The organism is Sulfuriferula sp. AH1 (assembly GCF_002162035.1).
Taxonomy (GTDB): domain Bacteria; phylum Pseudomonadota; class Gammaproteobacteria; order Burkholderiales; family Sulfuriferulaceae; genus Sulfuriferula.
The window spans coordinates 1,650,764-1,668,389 of sequence record NZ_CP021138.1; the positions used below are offsets into that span (position 1 = coordinate 1,650,764).

The 17,626-nt window shown below is 53.3% G+C and carries 18 protein-coding genes and 1 pseudogene; 8 read left to right on the plus strand and 11 right to left on the minus strand.

The genetic code is table 11. The annotated features are described in order from the left end of the window. Positions 1 to 10: 10 nt before the first annotated feature. Positions 11 to 199 (plus strand): hypothetical protein, encoded by a 189-nt coding sequence (locus CAP31_RS08420; protein WP_087447131.1) that lies wholly within the window; start codon positions 11 to 13, stop codon positions 197 to 199. Here CAP31_RS08420 and CAP31_RS08425 read toward each other — a convergent pair. From CAP31_RS08425 to rluD, 3 genes are all read right to left on the minus strand, one after another. Then, positions 190 to 972, minus strand: coding sequence for a ZIP family metal transporter (locus tag CAP31_RS08425; RefSeq protein ID WP_087447132.1), 783 nt, complete (start codon positions 970 to 972; stop codon positions 190 to 192). The two genes, CAP31_RS08420 and CAP31_RS08425, sit on opposite strands and share 10 nt — an antisense overlap. Positions 973 to 1,056: 84 nt before the next feature. Next, positions 1,057 to 1,791: a peptidoglycan editing factor PgeF gene (gene pgeF, locus CAP31_RS08430; RefSeq protein ID WP_087447133.1), complete on the minus strand. Its 735-nt coding sequence runs from the start codon at positions 1,789 to 1,791 to the stop codon at positions 1,057 to 1,059. Positions 1,792 to 1,835: 44 nt separating this feature from the next. Continuing rightward, entirely contained in the window at positions 1,836 to 2,810 is a 975-nt protein-coding gene (rluD, locus tag CAP31_RS08435) for a 23S rRNA pseudouridine(1911/1915/1917) synthase RluD (RefSeq protein WP_087447134.1), read from the minus strand. Between rluD and CAP31_RS08440 the strand changes: the two genes are divergently transcribed. The 7 genes from CAP31_RS08440 (at position 2,809) to panC (ending at position 8,601) form a co-directional block, all read left to right on the plus strand. Further along, complete coding sequence (locus tag CAP31_RS08440) at positions 2,809 to 3,600, plus strand: outer membrane protein assembly factor BamD (protein WP_087447135.1); 792 nt, start codon at positions 2,809 to 2,811, stop codon at positions 3,598 to 3,600. The two genes, rluD and CAP31_RS08440, sit on opposite strands and share 2 nt — an antisense overlap. 6 nt (positions 3,601 to 3,606) lie before the next feature. After that, entirely contained in the window at positions 3,607 to 4,275 is a 669-nt protein-coding gene (locus CAP31_RS08445; RefSeq protein WP_087447136.1) for an HAD family phosphatase, read from the plus strand. A gap of 48 nt (positions 4,276 to 4,323) precedes the next feature. Beyond that, complete coding sequence (pcnB, locus tag CAP31_RS08450) at positions 4,324 to 5,676, plus strand: polynucleotide adenylyltransferase PcnB (protein WP_087447137.1); 1,353 nt, start codon at positions 4,324 to 4,326, stop codon at positions 5,674 to 5,676. Further along, positions 5,669 to 6,184 carry a 2-amino-4-hydroxy-6-hydroxymethyldihydropteridine diphosphokinase gene (gene folK, locus CAP31_RS08455; RefSeq protein ID WP_087447138.1) on the plus strand — a complete coding sequence of 172 codons (516 nt, stop codon included), beginning with the start codon at positions 5,669 to 5,671 and terminating at the stop codon, positions 6,182 to 6,184. The genes pcnB and folK overlap by 8 nt, the downstream gene beginning before the upstream one ends. A gap of 134 nt (positions 6,185 to 6,318) precedes the next feature. After that, entirely contained in the window at positions 6,319 to 6,963 is a 645-nt protein-coding gene (locus tag CAP31_RS08460; protein ID WP_189836602.1) for a deoxynucleoside kinase, read from the plus strand. A 9-nt stretch (positions 6,964 to 6,972) separates the two neighbouring features. Next, positions 6,973 to 7,770 (plus strand): 3-methyl-2-oxobutanoate hydroxymethyltransferase, encoded by a 798-nt coding sequence (gene panB / locus CAP31_RS08465; protein ID WP_087447139.1) that lies wholly within the window; start codon positions 6,973 to 6,975, stop codon positions 7,768 to 7,770. A gap of 3 nt (positions 7,771 to 7,773) precedes the next feature. After that, a complete protein-coding gene (gene panC, locus CAP31_RS08470) occupies positions 7,774 to 8,601 on the plus strand; it encodes a pantoate--beta-alanine ligase (protein ID WP_087447140.1) in 828 nt (275 codons plus the stop codon). 39 nt (positions 8,602 to 8,640) lie between these two features. On the opposite strand, the gene motB is transcribed toward panC, so the two are convergent. The 8 genes and pseudogenes from motB to CAP31_RS08510 form a co-directional block, all read right to left on the minus strand. Continuing rightward, positions 8,641 to 9,564, minus strand: coding sequence for a flagellar motor protein MotB (motB, locus tag CAP31_RS08475; protein ID WP_087447141.1), 924 nt, complete (start codon positions 9,562 to 9,564; stop codon positions 8,641 to 8,643). A 12-nt stretch (positions 9,565 to 9,576) separates the two neighbouring features. Next, complete coding sequence (gene motA / locus CAP31_RS08480; RefSeq protein ID WP_087447142.1) at positions 9,577 to 10,440, minus strand: flagellar motor stator protein MotA; 864 nt, start codon at positions 10,438 to 10,440, stop codon at positions 9,577 to 9,579. A 152-nt stretch (positions 10,441 to 10,592) separates the two neighbouring features. Further along, positions 10,593 to 11,330: a class I SAM-dependent methyltransferase gene (locus CAP31_RS08485; RefSeq protein ID WP_223247221.1), complete on the minus strand. Its 738-nt coding sequence runs from the start codon at positions 11,328 to 11,330 to the stop codon at positions 10,593 to 10,595. 84 nt (positions 11,331 to 11,414) lie between these two features. Next, a pseudogene (gene flhC / locus CAP31_RS08490) lies at positions 11,415 to 11,980 on the minus strand (flagellar transcriptional regulator FlhC). Positions 11,981 to 12,006: 26 nt separating this feature from the next. Beyond that, positions 12,007 to 12,324: a flagellar transcriptional regulator FlhD gene (gene flhD / locus CAP31_RS08495; RefSeq protein ID WP_087447143.1), complete on the minus strand. Its 318-nt coding sequence runs from the start codon at positions 12,322 to 12,324 to the stop codon at positions 12,007 to 12,009. 462 nt (positions 12,325 to 12,786) lie between these two features. Then, positions 12,787 to 13,029, minus strand: a complete 243-nt coding sequence (locus tag CAP31_RS08500) for an RNA-binding S4 domain-containing protein (protein WP_087447144.1) — start codon at positions 13,027 to 13,029, stop codon at positions 12,787 to 12,789. Positions 13,030 to 13,086: 57 nt separating this feature from the next. After that, the gene (locus tag CAP31_RS08505) at positions 13,087 to 15,261 is read right to left on the minus strand and encodes a bifunctional (p)ppGpp synthetase/guanosine-3',5'-bis(diphosphate) 3'-pyrophosphohydrolase (RefSeq protein WP_087447145.1); all 2,175 of its coding nucleotides are present in this window, start codon (positions 15,259 to 15,261) and stop codon (positions 13,087 to 13,089) included. Between the two features lie 15 nt (positions 15,262 to 15,276). Further along, positions 15,277 to 17,625, minus strand: a complete 2,349-nt coding sequence (locus tag CAP31_RS08510) for a DNA internalization-related competence protein ComEC/Rec2 (protein WP_087447146.1) — start codon at positions 17,623 to 17,625, stop codon at positions 15,277 to 15,279. Position 17,626: the final 1 nt, after the last annotated feature.

Sequence of the window (17,626 nt, forward strand, 5' to 3'; positions counted from 1 at the left end):
TTAAACCACTATGTACATTATATTTTTTGCGTTTGCCTACATCTGGATCATGCTTATCGTCACGGCATCCAGCTGGATCAGTAGCGCGATGGTATTTATTTTTGGTGGCACCTTATTGGCGGTGATTTACTATCTGCTCGACACACCGGGAAGAAAACATCGCCGCATGAAAGCAGAAGAGCAGGAGAATCAGGCATAACCGCGCGCCAGCCATTCGGTCAATGCAATCGATGCGACACCTGCCGCAATCAACGCAGCCTGTTCGATCGTCGCCGCCAGCCCTACCCGTTTATGCAACCCGGGGATCAAATCGGCTACAGCAACGTAAATCATGCTTGCTGCCGCCAACCCCAGAAACACCGGAATCAAATTCTGCATGGACTGCAATGCAAAATATGCCAGCAATCCGCCCACTAACGTGGCGGCACTCGATAATAAATTAAATGCCAATGCGCGGGATTTGGTAAATCCGGAATGCAATAGAATCAGGAAATCGCCTACTTCCTGCGGAATTTCATGGGCAATAATTGCCACTGCGGTAATGATGCCTAACTGCACGTCAGCCAGAAATGCTGCTGCGATCAGTATCCCGTCGACGAAATTATGGAAAGTATCGCCTACCAGTATCATCAAGCCACTGCGGCCATGGTCATGGGCATCATGCTCGTGCATCACGCCGTGCGTTTCACAAGTTTCATGATGGCAATGGCGCCACAACACCAGTTTTTCGAGTATGAAGAACCCGAAAATCCCTGCCAGTACCGTAGCCGCGGTAGTATGCGCGTTACCGGAAACCTCGATTGCATGCGGCAGTATCTCTAAAAACACCGCACCCAGCAACGCACCTATCGCATAACTCACCAGACCGCCAATCCAGCTCGGCCGGGCCGCAAATGCAAATACAGCCGCAGCGAAGACACTCAACGCTCCGCCGACAAAACTACTTACAACAACCCAGGCAAGTACAGACATGAACGGCCAACTCTAAATCGAAAGCATGATTATACGCTACCCTGCGCGCTAGCGTGCCAACCCCTCAGGCAGGCACCGAACAGACTAACGCCCCGCAATCCAGATCAGACTGCCCATACGCCCTGTCATGCCATCGCGCCGATACGAATAAAACCGCGCCGCATCACTGTAGGTACAGAGATCGCCGCCATAAACCCGGGTCACGCCGATACGTTCAAGACGCAATCTGGCAAGCTGGTATATATCCGCCATCCATTTACCCGCCTTCCCCGCACGAAACGCACTGGCGGCCTGCGGCAGATCATCAACGAACGCCTGCCTCACTTCACTACCCACTTCAAATGCGGCAGGACCTATCGCCGGCCCGAACCACGCCATGATCCGTGCAGGCGGATGCGCCATGACCTCGACCGTCTGTTCCAGCACGCCTGCCGCCAACCCGCGCCATCCGGCATGTGCGGCTCCAACGACACTTCCGTCCGTGGCGCAAAAAAGTACCGGCAGACAATCGGCTGTCAGCACTGCACATATCGTATTCACTTGCGTGGCTACCGCCGCGTCGGCTTCCACCTGCTCTTTCAATTGATCGGCGTATGCGACCGCAGTACCATGCAGCTGCTTTAACCAGTGCGGCTCGCTCGGCAATGCTTCCCGTACCAGAGTGCGGTTCTGGGCGACATCAACCCAGCTGTCACCTACATGATCCCCCAGATTCAGCCCATGATATATTCCCTGGCTTACGCCTTTTTCGCGCGTAGTCACCAGCGTTTTAACTTTTTCCGGCGCCGGCCAGTCGGGAGTGATCAGATTTAAATTCATGCGATTCAATCAATTGAAAATAATGCGGTTTTGGTAAAAAATCATCAATCCGATGTTGCCGTCAGACATTCAATCAGCCGGGAAAAATCATCCGGCGGCTCGGCTTGCCATGTCATCATTTCACCGGTGGCCGGATGGATCAAGCCCAGCTGTGTGGCATGCAGCGCCTGACGCTGAAAATCCCGTGCGCACTGGATATCATTCGCTCTGCTGCGATTGTAAACGCTGTCACCCACTAACGGATAACCGATCGACTGCATATGCACCCGGATCTGATGGGTACGTCCGGTTTCCAGCGCGCAACGCACCAAAGTATGTCTGGCGAAACGTGTCACCACACTATAGTGGGTAACCGCCTCGCGGCCATTGCTCACCACGGCCATCTTGGTGCGCTGGCTCGGATGACGGCCGATAGGCGCATCCACACGCCCATTCTGGGCAATGACCCCATGCGTTACTGCAAGATATTCGCGTTTCACAGTACGCGCCTGCAATTGGCGAACCAGATGAGTTTGCGCAATCAGGGTTTTGGCCACCACCATCAGGCCGCTCGTATCTTTGTCCAGCCTGTGCACGATGCCGGCGCGTGGTATGTGCGTTAATTCCGGTACATGATAAAGTAGCGCATTCAATAATGTACCTTGCCAGTTGCCGCTACCTGGATGCACGACCAATCCTGCAGGTTTGTTGATGATGAGGATGCTATCATCCTCATAAACGATATCCAGTGCGATGTCTTCGGCAACGGCCGGCAGCTCGGCAGGATGGGGTTCCGGATGGAGAGCGACTGTTTCGCCTCCCCATACCTTATCCTTGGGAGTAAGGACGCGACCGTTGACGAGCACTAATGACTGCCTGATCCAGTCCTGAATACGGCTGCGTGAATATTCGGGCATTAATGCGGCCAGTGCGCTATCGAGTCGGGAGCCAGCGCTGGAAAATGGAATTTCCAGTTCGATAACGCTGCTGGCTGTTGGCTTTAATGTATAATCTATTAACTGTTTTTCGGATGATGTCATGAAACGAAGTTTACTTGTTTTACTGCTAATTGGGTTGGTTGGTTGTGGCAGCACGCCCACCACCAATGACGAAACCAAAAATTGGTCAGCTCAAAAGATTTACGCCGAAGCCAAAGATATGCTCAATTCGGGTAGTTATGATAAATCCATCAAATTATTCGAAACCCTGGAAGCGCGTTATCCCTACGGGCGTTATGCTCAACAGGCGCAACTCGAGGTGGCTTACGCATATTATAAAGACAATGAACCCGTCTCGGCAGTTGCCGCATGCGACCGCTTCATCAAATTGCATCCGAATCATCCCAATGTCGATTACGCCTACTATCTCAAGGGGCTGGCGAACTTTACCGAAGACCAAAGCCTGTTCGCTCGCATAGCAGATCAGGATATGACCGAACGCGACCCTCGTTCTGCGAATAGCTCGTTTGAGTCATTTCGAGAATTGTCTACTCGTTTTCCTAACAGCAAATACACCCCGGATGCCATTGCGCGAATGAAGTATCTGGTAGACGCGCTTGCCTGGCATGAAGTTCACGTCGCGCAATATTATTACAAGCGCGGCGCCTACATTGCTGCAGTCAATCGTGCTCAATATGCGTTGGTACATTATCCACAAGCCCCTGCCAATGAACTCGGGCTGGCGATAATGGTTCGCGCTTATGACGCAATGGGCACCAACGATCTGCGCGATGACGCATTACGCGTGTTGCAAAAGAACTTTCCTGCCAGCAAATATGTCAATGGCAACTTCGATCGCAAGAAACCATGGTGGAGATTCTGGGAATTATAAATTAATATGAAACTGGTTTTATTTGATTTGGACAACACGCTGCTGGCAGGCGATTCTGACTATGAATGGGGCCAGTTTCTCATCGAACGCGGCATTGTTGATCGTGATTTGCATGAAGCCCGGAACCTCGAATTCTACCGGCAGTACAAAGCAGGCACATTGAACATCCACGAGTTTCTTGACTTCCAGCTGCGGCCGTTAGCCCGGCTAGCCCGCGCCGAACTGGATGCCTTGCACGCTGAATTCATGCAGCAGAAAATCCAGCCCATGATCACCCCGGTCGCCCGCAATCTGGTGAATCGGGCATTGGACGAGGCCGCGCTGGTTGCACTTATCACTGCGACCAACAGCTTTGTCACCGCGCCGATCGCGCGCGCATTCGACATTCCCCACCTGATCGCCACCGAACCCGAACAGATTAACGGCGAATTTACCGGTAAAGTCAGCGGCACCCCAAGTTTCCGCGAAGGTAAAGTCACGCGTTTACATGAATGGCTGGCCAGTCAGAACAAACAGCTCAACGATTTCGATGAAAGCTGGTTTTACAGTGACTCATTAAACGACTTGCCACTGCTGGAACTCGTCAGCCACCCAGTTGCCGTGGATGCTGACCCTACCCTGCACGCTCACGCTCAAGCCCACGGTTGGCCCAGCATCAGCCTGCGCAATCATTGACCAACATGCCCACTTTGCCAAGCGCGTCACAAGACACGCGTTCACCACATGATTAAACGCTTCATCCGACGCATTTTGGGTAACAAACCTCAAGCAACCAAAAAACCCCGCTTACAACGTTTACCCGTTAGCCAGCACGGTTTGACACGAACGCAAATATTACCTTGCGCGCTAAAAGTCACCGATACGCTGCAACAAGCCGGATTCAGCGCTTTTGTTGTCGGCGGTGCGGTTCGCGATCTGCTGCTGGGTAAAACGCCCAAGGATTTTGACGTTGCCACCAACGCGACCCCGGAACAGATACATAACTTATTCCGGCGTTCCCGCATTATCGGGCGCAGATTCCGTCTGGTACATGTCATGTGTGGCGGCGACACCATAGAAGTATCGACTTTCCGTGCCAGCGCAATGACTGAAGATGACACCAGCCACGTTACCGATGATAACGGGCGTATCGTGCGCGATAACGTTTTCGGTGATCAGGAGAGCGATGCCGAGCGCCGCGACTTTACCATCAACGCACTGTATTACGATCCAAACACTGAAGAAATCTGGGATTACCGGGGCGGGGTAGCCGATATTAAACGCAAGACTTTGCGCATCATCGGCGATCCCGCCACCCGCTATCGCGAAGATCCGGTACGCATGCTGCGAGCCGCGCGATTCGCGGCCAAACTCGATTTCCATATTGACGAAACCACGCGTGCGCCGATTGCCGAATTAGCCGAACTCCTGAGTAATGTACCGCCTTCGCGCTTATTCGACGAAATGCTGAAGCTGCTGCTGTCAGGTCATGCTTTGCGCGCTGTGCATCAGCTACGGGCTGAAGGTTTGCATCAGGGCATGCTGCCGATGCTGGACAGCATATTGGAACAGGACGCAGGCAAGCGTTTTATCACCGCCGCATTGCACAACACCGACCAGCGTTTGCAAGCCGGCAAATCGGTATCCCCTGCATTCCTATTTGCCAGCCTGCTCTGGCACGAGCTGCAAGTTCATTACCAGACACGCCTGGATGCGGGCGAGACAGCCGCACCTGCGTTATTCGCGGCCATGGACGATACACTCGACCATCAGCGTGCGCGGCTGGCCGTGCCCCGCCGCCTGGACGGCATGATGAAGGAAATCTGGAGCTTACAATCGCGCTTTGAACAGCGTTCGGGCAGTCGCCCTTACCGGCTGCTAAGCCACCCCCGCTTCCGTGCCGGTTATGATTTCCTGTTATTGCGGGCAGAGAGCGGTGAAATAGAGCAAACCCTCGCCGACTGGTGGACAGCTTTCCAGGACGCAGATGAAGCTCAACGAGCCGACATGCTTGTCAAGGAACCGGCCGCCGCCAAATCGAAACGCCGCAGACGTCCAAAAAAACCCATATCAACACCCCAGCTTATCAATGACTAACACTGCCACCCCTGCGCATGCATTTGTCGCAATCGGTAGCAATCTGGCAGATCCGGCGCAGCAAGCATTACACGCCTTTAGTGCCATTGCCGCATTACCGCATACCCGTCTTTGTTCCCGGTCATCGCTCTACCTGACAGCGCCCGTCGGCTATGCCGACCAGCCTGATTTCATAAACGCCGTTGCGCACATCCAGACTTCGCTCACCCCGCATCAACTGCTCAACGCACTGCTGGAAATAGAGCTGCTGTTCGGACGTGAGCGAACTTTCCGCAATGCGCCGCGCGTCATTGATCTGGACTTGTTGTTATATAATGAGTTACAACAGCATGATACGGGCCTGACTCTGCCTCATCCACGAATGCACGAGCGCGCATTTGTCCTGGCGCCACTCGTCGAAATCGCGCCGGACATTGCTATTCCGGGACATGGGCGAGCGGCCGACTGCTTGCACGCGACCCACGATCAGGACTTGCAACGGGTTGACGACGGCTGGCAGCGACACTAACCCGATACAGAAAATGATGCAGGATTTGCCCTGCCATATTTCAATAAATATGCACATAACGGCAAACACCCTAACCCGGTAAAACCCTTCTGTGAGGGTTTCACGAATTCGACCATGATCGTTTCCATAACAATATGAACATACTCGACAAGTCTCCCTATATTGCAATAGAAGGACCGATTGGCGCAGGCAAAACCAGCCTGGCCAAACGCCTTGCCGCTCACCTCAATGCGGAGTTATTGCTCGAAAACGCTGGTGAGAACCCGTTCATGGCGCGCTTTTACCAGGATCCGAAACGCCATGCGCTAGCAACCCAATTATTCTTTCTGTTTCAACGCAGTGGCCAGGTCAACACATTGCAGCAGAATGACCTGTTCCACAACGCCATAGTCGGCGATTTCCTATTGGATAAAGACCCATTGTTCGCCGAGCTCAATCTGGATGATGACGAATTCCGGTTGTATCAGACAATTTACAAAGAACTGCAACCGCAAGCGCCGGTCCCGGACCTGGTCATTTATCTGCAAGCCAAACCAAGCGTATTATTAACGCGCGTGCATAAACGCGGCATCGACTATGAGCACAATATCAGCATCCATTATCTGGAACGTTTGACGGACAGCTACACGCGATATTTTTATCGTTACGAAGCCGCCCCGCTGTTGATCGTCAATTGCGAACATTTCAATTTCGTGGACAATGACGAACACTTTGCCTTATTAATGCAGAAAATCACCTCCATGCGCAGTCCGCGCGAGTTTCTCAATCAGGCGATGTAAGGGATAAATATGGCTGATTTATTATCATTGCAGCAACGCGCCGCCCAAGGCGAAAAGCTCGCCATCCTGACCGGCTATGACGCGAGCTTTGCCGCACAACTTGAAGCCGCCGGAGTTGATGCCATACTGGTCGGCGATTCATTGGGGATGGTCGTACAGGGACAACGTTCAACCTTGCCCGTCACGCTTGCCGAGATGGCTTATCACACGGCAGCCGTCGCACGCGGCGCAGCCAATACGCTGATTATTGCCGACTTGCCGTTCGGCAGCTATCAAGCCAACCCTGCCCAGGCATTGCAATCTGCCAGTACACTCATGGCAGCCGGAGCGCATTGCGTCAAGCTCGAAGGCGGCGCGATCATGGCCGAGACTGTTGCATTTCTCAGCGCTCGCGGCATCCCGGTATGCGGGCATCTCGGGTTGCTGCCACAATCGGTGAACAGCCTTGGCGGCTATAAGGTACAGGCGAAAACCGACGCTGCTGCCCAGCAGCTGATCGCAGACGCTCACTCACTCACCCATGCCGGCGCAGCCATGATCGTGCTTGAAGCCATTCCAGCAACATTAGCCAAGCAGGTTACCGACTCGATTGCGATCCCGACCATAGGGATAGGCGCCGGCGTGGACTGCAACGGTCAGGTGCTGGTGCTCTATGATATGCTGGGTATTAACCCGGGCAAGCCGCCACGCTTCGCCCATAATTTCATGGAGGGCGCGGGTAGCGTTGCAGCTGCCATTACGGCTTATGTCACTGCAGTCAAGAAGAGCACGTTCCCTACCGAAAAACACAGCTTCCATTCCGCCTAGACCATGCAAATCATTCACAGCATCGAAGCATTACGCGCCTGGCGGGCACACCATAATGATGTCGCTTTTGTCCCTACGATGGGCAATCTTCATGCAGGACATCTCGCGCTGGTTGCTCAAGCACGGCATTGTGCCAAGCAAGTCGTAGTCAGCATCTTTGTCAATCCGCTGCAATTCGGTGCACATGAAGATTACTCACGCTATCCGCGCACGTTGCCGCAGGATGCGGAATTATTGCATAGCGCAGGGGCCGATATTGTTTTTGCGCCCACCGTCGATGAGCTCTTCCCTGTGCCGCAAAGTTTTCATATAGAGCCGCCGCCGTTCGCAAACGAACTTTGCGGTGCATTCCGCCCAGGACATTTTCGCGGCGTTGCCACCATCGTGATGAAGCTATTCAATATAGCCCAGCCTAAAACTGCGGTATTCGGCAAAAAGGATTATCAACAGCTTGCGATCATTCGTGGCATGGTCGCCGATTTTGCAATGCCGATCGAAATCGTCGCCGGTGACACGATGCGGGCAGGTGATGGTCTGGCTTTATCTTCCCGCAATGGTTTCCTCAATGAGAGCGAACGACGGGCAGCACCTCAGCTTTATCAGGTGTTGACGGACTTAAAGGCTCAAATCCTGAACGGAGCGAAAGATTTCAGCCGGCTTGAACGAAGCGCACAAGATCATCTTACTGCGCAAGGCTGGCGCGTTGATTATGTCGCCATTCGTACCCCTGAGCTGACTCTCCCCGGCATTGGCAGCAGGCAACTGGTGATCTTGGCAGCAGCCCATTTGGGTCAGACGCGACTGATAGACAACATCGAAATCGAGCGATAAAAGCATGGGCCGCTTCGGTCGCTAGCGGAAGGAACCGGCTTACTTGTTTACCGTCAAACCCGCTTTAACATCCTGCGCATCGGTAACCGACAACGGCAATTTACCTCCGTCTTTCATGACGGCGTCTTCGGTCTTTTTGTTCATCACGATAATGCTGATACGGCGATTAACCGGGTTCATCGGATTGTCTTTATCAAAAGGTATCGCTGAAGCCAAACCTATCACTCGCAGCACTTTGGATTCATCCATGCCGCCAGCAATCAATTCACGCCGTGAAGCATTAGCGCGGTCGGTCGATAATTCCCAGTTACTGTAAGATGTTCCGCCATTGGCGTAAGGTGCGGCATCCGTATGGCCTGACAGGGTGATCTTGTTGGGCACTTCGTTCAGCATTTTGCCTATTTCATGCAGAATTTCCTTGGTATAAGGCTGCAATTCTGCTTTAGCGGAAGCGAACATGGGACGATTCTTCTCATCCACTATCTGGATGCGCAAACCTTCCGTAGTGATATCAAGCAACAATTGTTTCTTGAATTGCTTAAGCATGGGATTGGCATCAATCGAGCTTTCAAGCCGCGCTTTAAGGGCTTTTAAGCGCATGGCTTCCAATTTCTCCAGATCGGCTTGCGCAGCCTTCAAATCATAGGTTTTTTTCTGGACAGGGTCTGACGCTTTATTTACCTGTCCGTCTTTGCGTGTCAAATCCTTACCCCCGGCTTGAATAACACTTGAACTGTCACCGCTTCCGGAACCGCCAGCCATCGCCACCTTCAGTGGAGTCGAAAAATACTCGGAAATACCTTTCAAATCAGCCTTGGTAGTCGAACCCAGTAACCACATCAACAGGAAAAAAGCCATCATCGCCGTCACAAAGTCGGCGTAAGCGATTTTCCAGGCCCCGCCATGATGGCCGCCAGCGGTTTTCTTGATCCGCTTTACAATAATGGGGCGTACTTCAGCCATAATTTATCTCACTTACGATTTGGATTTGGCCTGCTTGACATGGTCTTCCAGCTCAAGGAAGCTGGGACGCTCGGTGGAATAAAGCACTTTACGCCCGAATTCAACCGCCAATGCCGGCGCATAACCATTCAGGCTCGCCAACAACGTGATTTTGGTGCACTGCAGCATTTTGCTTGATTCATCCAGCTTCTGTTCCAGCAAACTGGCCAGGGGTCCGACAAATCCATATGCCAGCAGAATACCCAGAAAGGTGCCAACCAGCGCATGTGCAATCAGCATGCCCAGTTCGGCGGGTGGCAGGCCAACCGATTCCATCGTATGCACCACCCCCATGACAGCGGCGACAATACCGAAAGCCGGCAGGCCATCGCCCAATTTGGCAATACAGTGCGCGGGCACAGACCCTTCATGATGATGGGTGTCCAGTTCATTATCCATCAGGTTTTCGATCTGAAACGCATCCATATTGCCCGACACCATCAATCGCAGGTAATCGGTCATAAATTCCATGACATGATGATCTTTCAGAATCGTCGGATATTTACTAAAAAGCGGACTCGATTCAGGCGTCTCGATATCGCCTTCGATCGACATCAGACCTTCTTTGCGCACTTTGCTCAAAATCTCGTACAACAATGCGAGCAAATCCATATACAGCGCTTTGGTGTAATGGGAACCCTTGAATATCGAAGGCAACGCTTTCAAAGTCGCCTTAACCGATTTGCCATTATTACCTACAAAAAAAGCACCCGCCGCACCGCCGCCTATCATCAGCAATTCCAGCGGCTGAAGCAAAGCCGCCAAATGACCGCCCGCCAAAGCAAAGCCCCCGAAAACGGCGCCCAATACGACTACATAGCCAACAATTACTAACACGTGCCGCTCCCAGTAAAATGAGGTGGTGCCATCGTCATTCTTATCCTGAACAGGATCAAAGATACTTTCGCCGCGTACCTACCACCGAAAAATTGTCTCTGCAGATATTGTCGGCTTTTATTGATCGAACTTAAGCTCATGGCCACAAGCAGTTAAATATACCATGCATAAAGCGGCGTGCGCATCCGTTCCGTTTGTATTATCAGATCCGCCGCCTGATTTTCTATCGCAAATTCGTTGCTCAACAATAACGACCCTGGGCGCATTTCCACGCGGGCTTTCTCCCATACCGCCGACATCACAGCCGGCGACAAATAAGCAAATACCACATCAAACCGGGAGAAATCCATATCTGCATAGTCTGCTCGTATAAATCGCCCTCGACTCTGCGAAAATTGCGCGCGCACCCAGCTGATAAACCACGGTAACGGTGCCAGTTCGATGCCTATTATCTCACTATCCTCGCGCTTTGACGCCAGATTCAATACCAGACCGCCCAAACCGCTGCCAATATCGGCCATACGAATGGCACGGTCTGCTGGCAATAATTGGGCAACGGCGTCCCACACTCCGGCACTGGAAGGAAAATAAGGCACCTGCGTACGGAAGGTATGCCAATACAATACGAAAAACAGCAGGAATGCGACTAAAAACATGACAGGAGGGAGTTGCAGCGCCAGCGCAAAAAACAGAGCCAAAGGGAAACAGAATTGTATTACCCACCACCACCCAGCCAAATTACGCCAGCGCGCCAGAAACGCAGCGATGGCACCTTGCAGGATAACAGCGACCCCAATCGAAACGGGCATGACCGGAAACAAGCGCTCATACACCATCAAAAACAGACCGAGCATAAGCGCCGCCAGCCCTTGCAGTAACAATGCCTGCACGGCAGGTAAATGCCAGGCGCTACGCAGTCGATTTATTCTGGATCCGGAAGAAAAGAGATTTACCAAAAACAAGCCAGAAAACAATCAGATGGAACGTGCGAGCGCAACTTCCTCGCGCAATTTTTTGGTTTTACCTGCACGAGATGGCAGATGACACAAACCGCACACATAATTGCTGTTCAAATCGAAGCGATCGATCACGAAATGGCCACTGCACTGGGAGCACGCAATCTTTGCCAGCATATTGCGTTCGACAAAGCGAACCAGCGTCCAGGCTCTGGTTAGAGACAGCACCGCTTCCTCGCCCTCCAGGATCCCCACCTGTTCCAGATAGAGCTTATAGGCTTTCATGATGGCACGAATTCCCTGGATTTCTGCGTGCTGGACCAGATAATGATAAATATTGATGAACATCGACGAATGGATGTTCGGCTGCCAGGTTAAGAACCAGTCTGTCGAAAATGGCAACATGCCTTTTGGGGGGAGACGCCTTTTAATTCCTTATAGAGCTTGAGTAAACGTTCACGGGAAAGCGATGTTTCGGATTCTAGTAATTGCAAACGCGCGCCCAGATTTATCAACTCAATCGCAAGCTGGATGTCCTGGGCTTCTGTTATGACACTTTTTTTATTCATTTTTATTTGCCTCATGTCCCCGGTGAATCAGCAATCAGTACTTAAGCGCATTCCTCAACGGCCTGGCCCGCCATTAAAATGGCCGCATGTGAGTGCGCTAACGCGCGATCTTTATTATAGTTGGTCAGCATCCCCAATATGGCACCATCGTCGAAACGGAAGCGCGCCAGCATCATATTCGTGCCGGACAGTTTCAGCAACTGCGCATTGCTCAGACCTTCGATCAATTCGGCAATTTGTGCATCAATACCAAGGCGAAAAATAGCTGTTGCCTTATCAGCACGAATCATCTGCTGAGCCAGCATCAAATAGCTCAGATTAGCATCACGGATTTCAGCCAACATATCATTTACAGTCATTCCCATTCTCCCCAAAAGCCAACTCTATTATGTGCCGCGCGATTTGCGTGACAAGTGGTTAGCATATTGAAACGGGAACAAAAAAGCGCAAATAAGCCCTAATCGGTATTTTTGATAAGACGGCAATAAACAGGAAAGACGGCATTCATCTTACGAATGCGTCAGAAATCATGAAAAAAATCAGAAGATATTTTCATGAGCGGAGTAAAAAAACCAGTATTTACAAGGACAAAATCACTTATAAACAGTAAGCAGGAAAAGGCGACTATGTAAGTACTAAACACCCTTAAAAGTTAAAAACCATAATTTTTACGGAGAAAAATATTTCTCATATTGGTGTTATCGGACAACATTCGGAAAACTTTAGGAGTTTTTCGAAAAAAATTCACTTTTTTTCGAAAAAAAACTTAATCAATTGATTTATAATAAAATTTTTTTAAATAAATTTAAAAATAATTTAATTTATTTATTAACGTCACTTTTTGACCAAACTTTAATCTCGATATCACCGACTGTCACAATTTGACCTTCGTGGATTTTACAAGTCTTGCGCAACTCGACCAACCCATTCACCCGCACTATCCCTTCTGCTACCAGATGCTTGCCTGCTCCGCCACTATCCACGATCCCTGCCAGTTTCAACAACTGGTTCAACTCAACAAAATCGCGTTCCAGTACAAAATCCACGTGTTGTACAGGTTCCATTTTCATTCCTTACCAAATCGCGCCTGATGAGCGCTACAAAATACTGATAGGCACGGATTAATTAACCCGTGCCGCATTAACTACGTTGGATAATCGCTTGATACGCGCCAAGGCACGATTTAACTGTTGCAAACTGGTGAAATGCAAATGGAAATGCATAGTCGCCATACCTTCTGCGGTATCTGTATTAACACGGATTACCGGCATATGCTCTTTGGTAAAGATATCCGAGATATCGCGCAACAAACCATGCCGGTCGAACGCCTCCACTGCAATTTCGCAAACAAAACGCTCGCTTTCCTCGCCCCAGCTCGCCGCAAGCAACCGCGCCTTGCGCTCACCTTCTACACGCAACATATTAGGACAGTCGCGGCGATGAATGGTCACGCCGCGACCCTGCGTGGCATAACCGACAATCGCCGCGGGAGGCGCAGGCTGACAGCACCGCGCAAGCGTCACCGGCAGATTGTCCACCCCTTCAATCAGAATGTCGTGCCCGCTCGATTTCGCCGCCGGGCGCGGACCGCGTTTGACCGGCTCCAATACAGGCTGCGGCGCCATTTGCGTCTGAATGGCATCCACTAATTGACGGGCACTGATATCCCCGCGACCGATCGCAGCCAGAAACTCATCCCCTTTGGGCTCGCCCAGCTTGACCGCCAGCTTGTCCAGATTCACGTCGGACACGCCTAACCGCCGTACTTCGCGATCCAATATATCCCGACCCTGCGCAACATTTTCCTCGAAATGCTGGTAACGGAACCAGTGCCGTACCTTGGCACGCGCCCGCGGCGTGACCAGATAACCCAGTGCCGGATTCAGCCAGTCGCGGCTGGGCGCACCCTGTTTCACCGTCAGTATCTCGACGCGCTGGCCATTTTTCAACGGCGTATTCAGCGGCACAATGACGCCGTCCACCTTCGCTCCGCGACAACGATGTCCCAGATCGGAGTGGACATGATAGGCAAAGTCCACCGGACTCGCACCGGCAGCCAGATCGATCACCCGCCCTTGCGGGGTCAGCACGTAAATACGATCCTGGAACAACTCGTTCTTGAACAGCTCCGCCAGTTCGCGGCCGTCGGCAACCTCATCCTTCCACTGCAGAATCTGCCGCAGCCAGGCGATTCTGTCCTCGGCCCCCGTCGCTTTGGTCGCGCCTTCCTTGTAACGCCAGTGCGCCGCCACCCCCAGTTCAGCATGACGGTGCATATCAAAGGTGCGTATCTGCACTTCCAGCGCCTTGTTTTCCGGACCGATGACGCCCGTGTGCAGTGAGCGGTAATCATTGCTCTTGGGATTGGCGATATAGTCGTCGAATTCGCCCGAAATCGGCTGCCACAAGTGATGTATCATCCCCAATGCGGTGTAGCAGTCCTTCAATTCCGGCACCAGGATGCGTACTGCACGAATGTCGTACAGCTGCTCGAACGCCAGCCGCTTGCGATTCATCTTGTTGATGATGCTGACAATATGCTTGGGGCGTCCGGTGACTTCGGCCGCTATCCCCGCCGCAGCCAGCTCTTTCTGCAGGATATCCACCACATCCGCAATGTAGCGTTCGCGATCCAGCCGCTTTTCATCCAGCAGACGCGCGATGCGCTTGTAATTGTCCGGCTCCAGAATGCGATAGGACAGATCCTCCATTTCCCATTTGATTTGCCATACCCCCAGACGATTCGCCAGAGGCGCAAACAACTCGCGCACTTCGCGCGCCACCTGATGCCGCGCCGCTTCATCGTCGCTTTGCGTCAGCACGCGCAAGGTGTAGGCGCGTTCCGCCAGCTTGATCAATACTACGCGCACATCTTCCACCATCGCCAGCAACATTTGCCGCAAGCTCTCGACCTGACTGTGCCCATCGCGGCGTTCGCCTTCATTACCGGCAATCAGCTGCCCCACCGCATCCATTTTTGCCACACCGCGCGCCAGTGCCAGAACCGGCTCCGCGACCGGCAAAGGCTCTTCCAGCGAAACACCGTGTAGCAATGCGGCTGCCACGCTTTCCGCATCCAGATGCAATTCCGCTACTTGCAATGCGGTCCCCAATGCATGCTGCCAGCGCGCATTACCGACCTCGGAATCCGCATCCGGCAATGTGCTAGCCCACTTTGCGACATCTGCAATCAGCGCGGCACCAGCTGCATCCACTTCTGCCGTCAAGCGCGGCATGACGGTTTCCATATCCGGTAATTCGTTATCGAGCACTGCGTTATTCTGTGTTGTGACCATTATTTACCAAGCTTTCTAACTATCCTGCCAATAATGCTGTTGCAGCCGCCGCCAGCGGCTGACCTCAGGCACAGCATCTGGCGTAAAACGCACATTCACCAAACCATCCGCATCGGAGCGAAACAATTGACTGCCCGCGTCGCGATAACGCGCCACCACATCGCTGCGCGGATGTCCGAAACGGTTGTTGTAACCCACCGTAAACACCGTCATCGCCGGCTGCACTGCAGCAATGAATTCCGGAATGGATGAGGTTCGGCTGCCGTGATGCGGGGCAATCAGCAAATTGGCGCGCAATGCTGCCGGCTCTGTCGCCAGCAATTGAATTTCGTCCTTCGCTTCTATATCCGCGGGCAATAATACACTACCGCCCGCACTACTGAGCTTGAGCACGCAGCTACGATGATTGTCCTTGACTGCATTGTCCGCATAACTGCCCGCAGTCGGATGCAGTACGGCAAAGTGCACGCCATCCCAATCCCAGCTCTGCCCCGCTTCACAACGCAATATCGACTGGGCGTAATGATCAAAGACCGGATGCGTAGCCGGCAATGAAGTCATCACAGCCGCAACCGGCATTGCGCCCAGTATCGATGCAGCGCCGCCCGTATGATCATTGTCGTCATGCGACAGCACCAGCCTGTCCAGACGGGTGATGCCTTCCCCGCGCAGATAAGGCGCGATTATCCGGCTGCCGCTATCCGCCTCGCTGTTGTAACGCGGTCCGGCATCGAACAGCAGCGCATGATGCGCGGTGCGCACCAGCACGGCCAGCCCCTGCCCCACATCAATCGCACTTATCCATATCGCCCCTGGCACAGGTTGCGGAACAGTTACCAGCAATGCGGGCAGCATCCATACCGCTCCCAGCCAGCGTGCAGGAAATCCTCGTGGCATAAGCCACCATAACGCGCCCAACAACGCCAATCCGACTGCCCAGCGGCCCGGCTCCGCTTGCTGCCACATCGGCCAGTGCGCCAGCATTTGCAATAACCAGACGCATGCCGCCATCAACGCATGTGCCCAGTGCAGCGGCGCATCCATGCCAGGGAAACTGCCCAATAGCGCCAATGGTGTTATCAGAAAACTCAGCAGCGGAATCGCGAAAGCATTCGCCAGTGGCGATACCGTAGACAGTTGCCCGAACAGCAACAGCAATATCGGCGCCAGCGCCAGCGTCACGGCCCACTGCGTTTGCCACCACTCGCGCAGCCAATGCTGTTCGCCCACCCGCGAACCGGTGGCGAACAGCAATACCGCGACCGCGCCGAACGACAGCCAGAATCCCGCCGCCAGCACTGCCCACGGATCGATCAGCACCACGACCAGCAGCGCCCAGGCCAGTATTCGCGTCGGTGCCAGAGTGCGCCCTGTCCATAACGCAATCGCGACCACCCACAACATATACAGCGTACGCTGCGCCGGCACGCCGAACCCCGCCAGCACCACATAAGCCAGCGCAGCCAGCGCGCCGATCAGCACCGCTGCCCGCCGTGCCGGCAGCCATAACGTCAATCGTGTACTGCGCCGCCATAACGCATAGCACAATGCAAAGGCCAGACCGGACAGCATGGTCACATGCAGCCCTGAAATACTGATTAAATGCGTAATACCGGTACGCTGATAAAGCTGCCATTGCGCAGACGGAATAGCAGACTGATCGCCGATCGCCAGTGCCTTCAGCACCCCGGCGTAAGGCGCATCCGCCAATACACGATCAAAGCGTGCGGCAATGTGCTCTCGCACGGCCTCGACCAGATAGTGCGGTTCCGCAACTTGTACTGTCAGCAACCGGTGTTCGCTCCGCTCGCGCACCATTCCCAGAGTGCGTATGTCATGCGCGAACCACTGCGCTTCCATATCCATCACATGAGGATTCTGCGTGGCATGCGGGCGTCGCAGGCGCACCGTCAGTTGCCAGCGCTGCGCAGCATGCACTGTCAGCGCATCGGGTAGCGGCTTGCCGTTGAAACCGGTACGATACGTCGACAGTTGCACATGCTGCGGCACCACTGCGCCCGGTGTCAGCACCCGTTCGATATCGAATCCGAAACGCTGGCCGCGCTCAGTCGTCACCGGCAAACCCGCTACCACGCCCACCACTGCGACATCCACACCCTCCCATGCCGATGGCAAGGCATCCGCCAGACGCTGTTGCGCCAGCCCCGCCGTATAAAAAAACCCCAGCGCGAACCAGAATCCCAACAAAACCGAACCGCGCACCCGCCGCCAAGCGCCTTCTTTCGGCAACCCCCATGCCGAAGCCAGCAACGGCAAACCCCATGCCCAGGCCAGATCAGGCAACGCGGCTTGCAGCTGCAAGCACATTACCCCCGCCACAAACGCGAGTACGGCTAAGCGCATG

Bases quoted from the DNA above. Each gene is read 5' to 3' on its own strand.
- CAP31_RS08440 (WP_087447135.1), top strand. From the start codon at position 2,809: ATGAAACGAAGTTTACTTGTTTTACTGCTAATTGGGTTGGTTGGTTGT.
- CAP31_RS08505 (WP_087447145.1), bottom strand. From the start codon at position 15,261: ATGGTCACAACACAGAATAACGCAGTGCTCGATAACGAATTACCGGAT.
- CAP31_RS08445 (WP_087447136.1), top strand. From the start codon at position 3,607: ATGAAACTGGTTTTATTTGATTTGGACAACACGCTGCTGGCAGGCGAT.
- rluD (WP_087447134.1), bottom strand. From the start codon at position 2,810: ATGACATCATCCGAAAAACAGTTAATAGATTATACATTAAAGCCAACA.
- panB (WP_087447139.1), top strand. From the start codon at position 6,973: ATGGCTGATTTATTATCATTGCAGCAACGCGCCGCCCAAGGCGAAAAG.
- CAP31_RS08500 (WP_087447144.1), bottom strand. From the start codon at position 13,029: ATGGAACCTGTACAACACGTGGATTTTGTACTGGAACGCGATTTTGTT.
- pgeF (WP_087447133.1), bottom strand. From the start codon at position 1,791: ATGAATTTAAATCTGATCACTCCCGACTGGCCGGCGCCGGAAAAAGTT.
- panC (WP_087447140.1), top strand. From the start codon at position 7,774: ATGCAAATCATTCACAGCATCGAAGCATTACGCGCCTGGCGGGCACAC.
- pcnB (WP_087447137.1), top strand. From the start codon at position 4,324: ATGATTAAACGCTTCATCCGACGCATTTTGGGTAACAAACCTCAAGCA.
- CAP31_RS08420 (WP_087447131.1), top strand. From the start codon at position 11: ATGTACATTATATTTTTTGCGTTTGCCTACATCTGGATCATGCTTATC.
- flhD (WP_087447143.1), bottom strand. From the start codon at position 12,324: ATGACTGTAAATGATATGTTGGCTGAAATCCGTGATGCTAATCTGAGC.
- motB (WP_087447141.1), bottom strand. From the start codon at position 9,564: ATGGCTGAAGTACGCCCCATTATTGTAAAGCGGATCAAGAAAACCGCT.
- CAP31_RS08425 (WP_087447132.1), bottom strand. From the start codon at position 972: ATGTCTGTACTTGCCTGGGTTGTTGTAAGTAGTTTTGTCGGCGGAGCG.
- CAP31_RS08510 (WP_087447146.1), bottom strand. From the start codon at position 17,625: ATGCGCTTAGCCGTACTCGCGTTTGTGGCGGGGGTAATGTGCTTGCAG.
- folK (WP_087447138.1), top strand. From the start codon at position 5,669: ATGACTAACACTGCCACCCCTGCGCATGCATTTGTCGCAATCGGTAGC.
- CAP31_RS08460 (WP_189836602.1), top strand. From the start codon at position 6,319: ATGAACATACTCGACAAGTCTCCCTATATTGCAATAGAAGGACCGATT.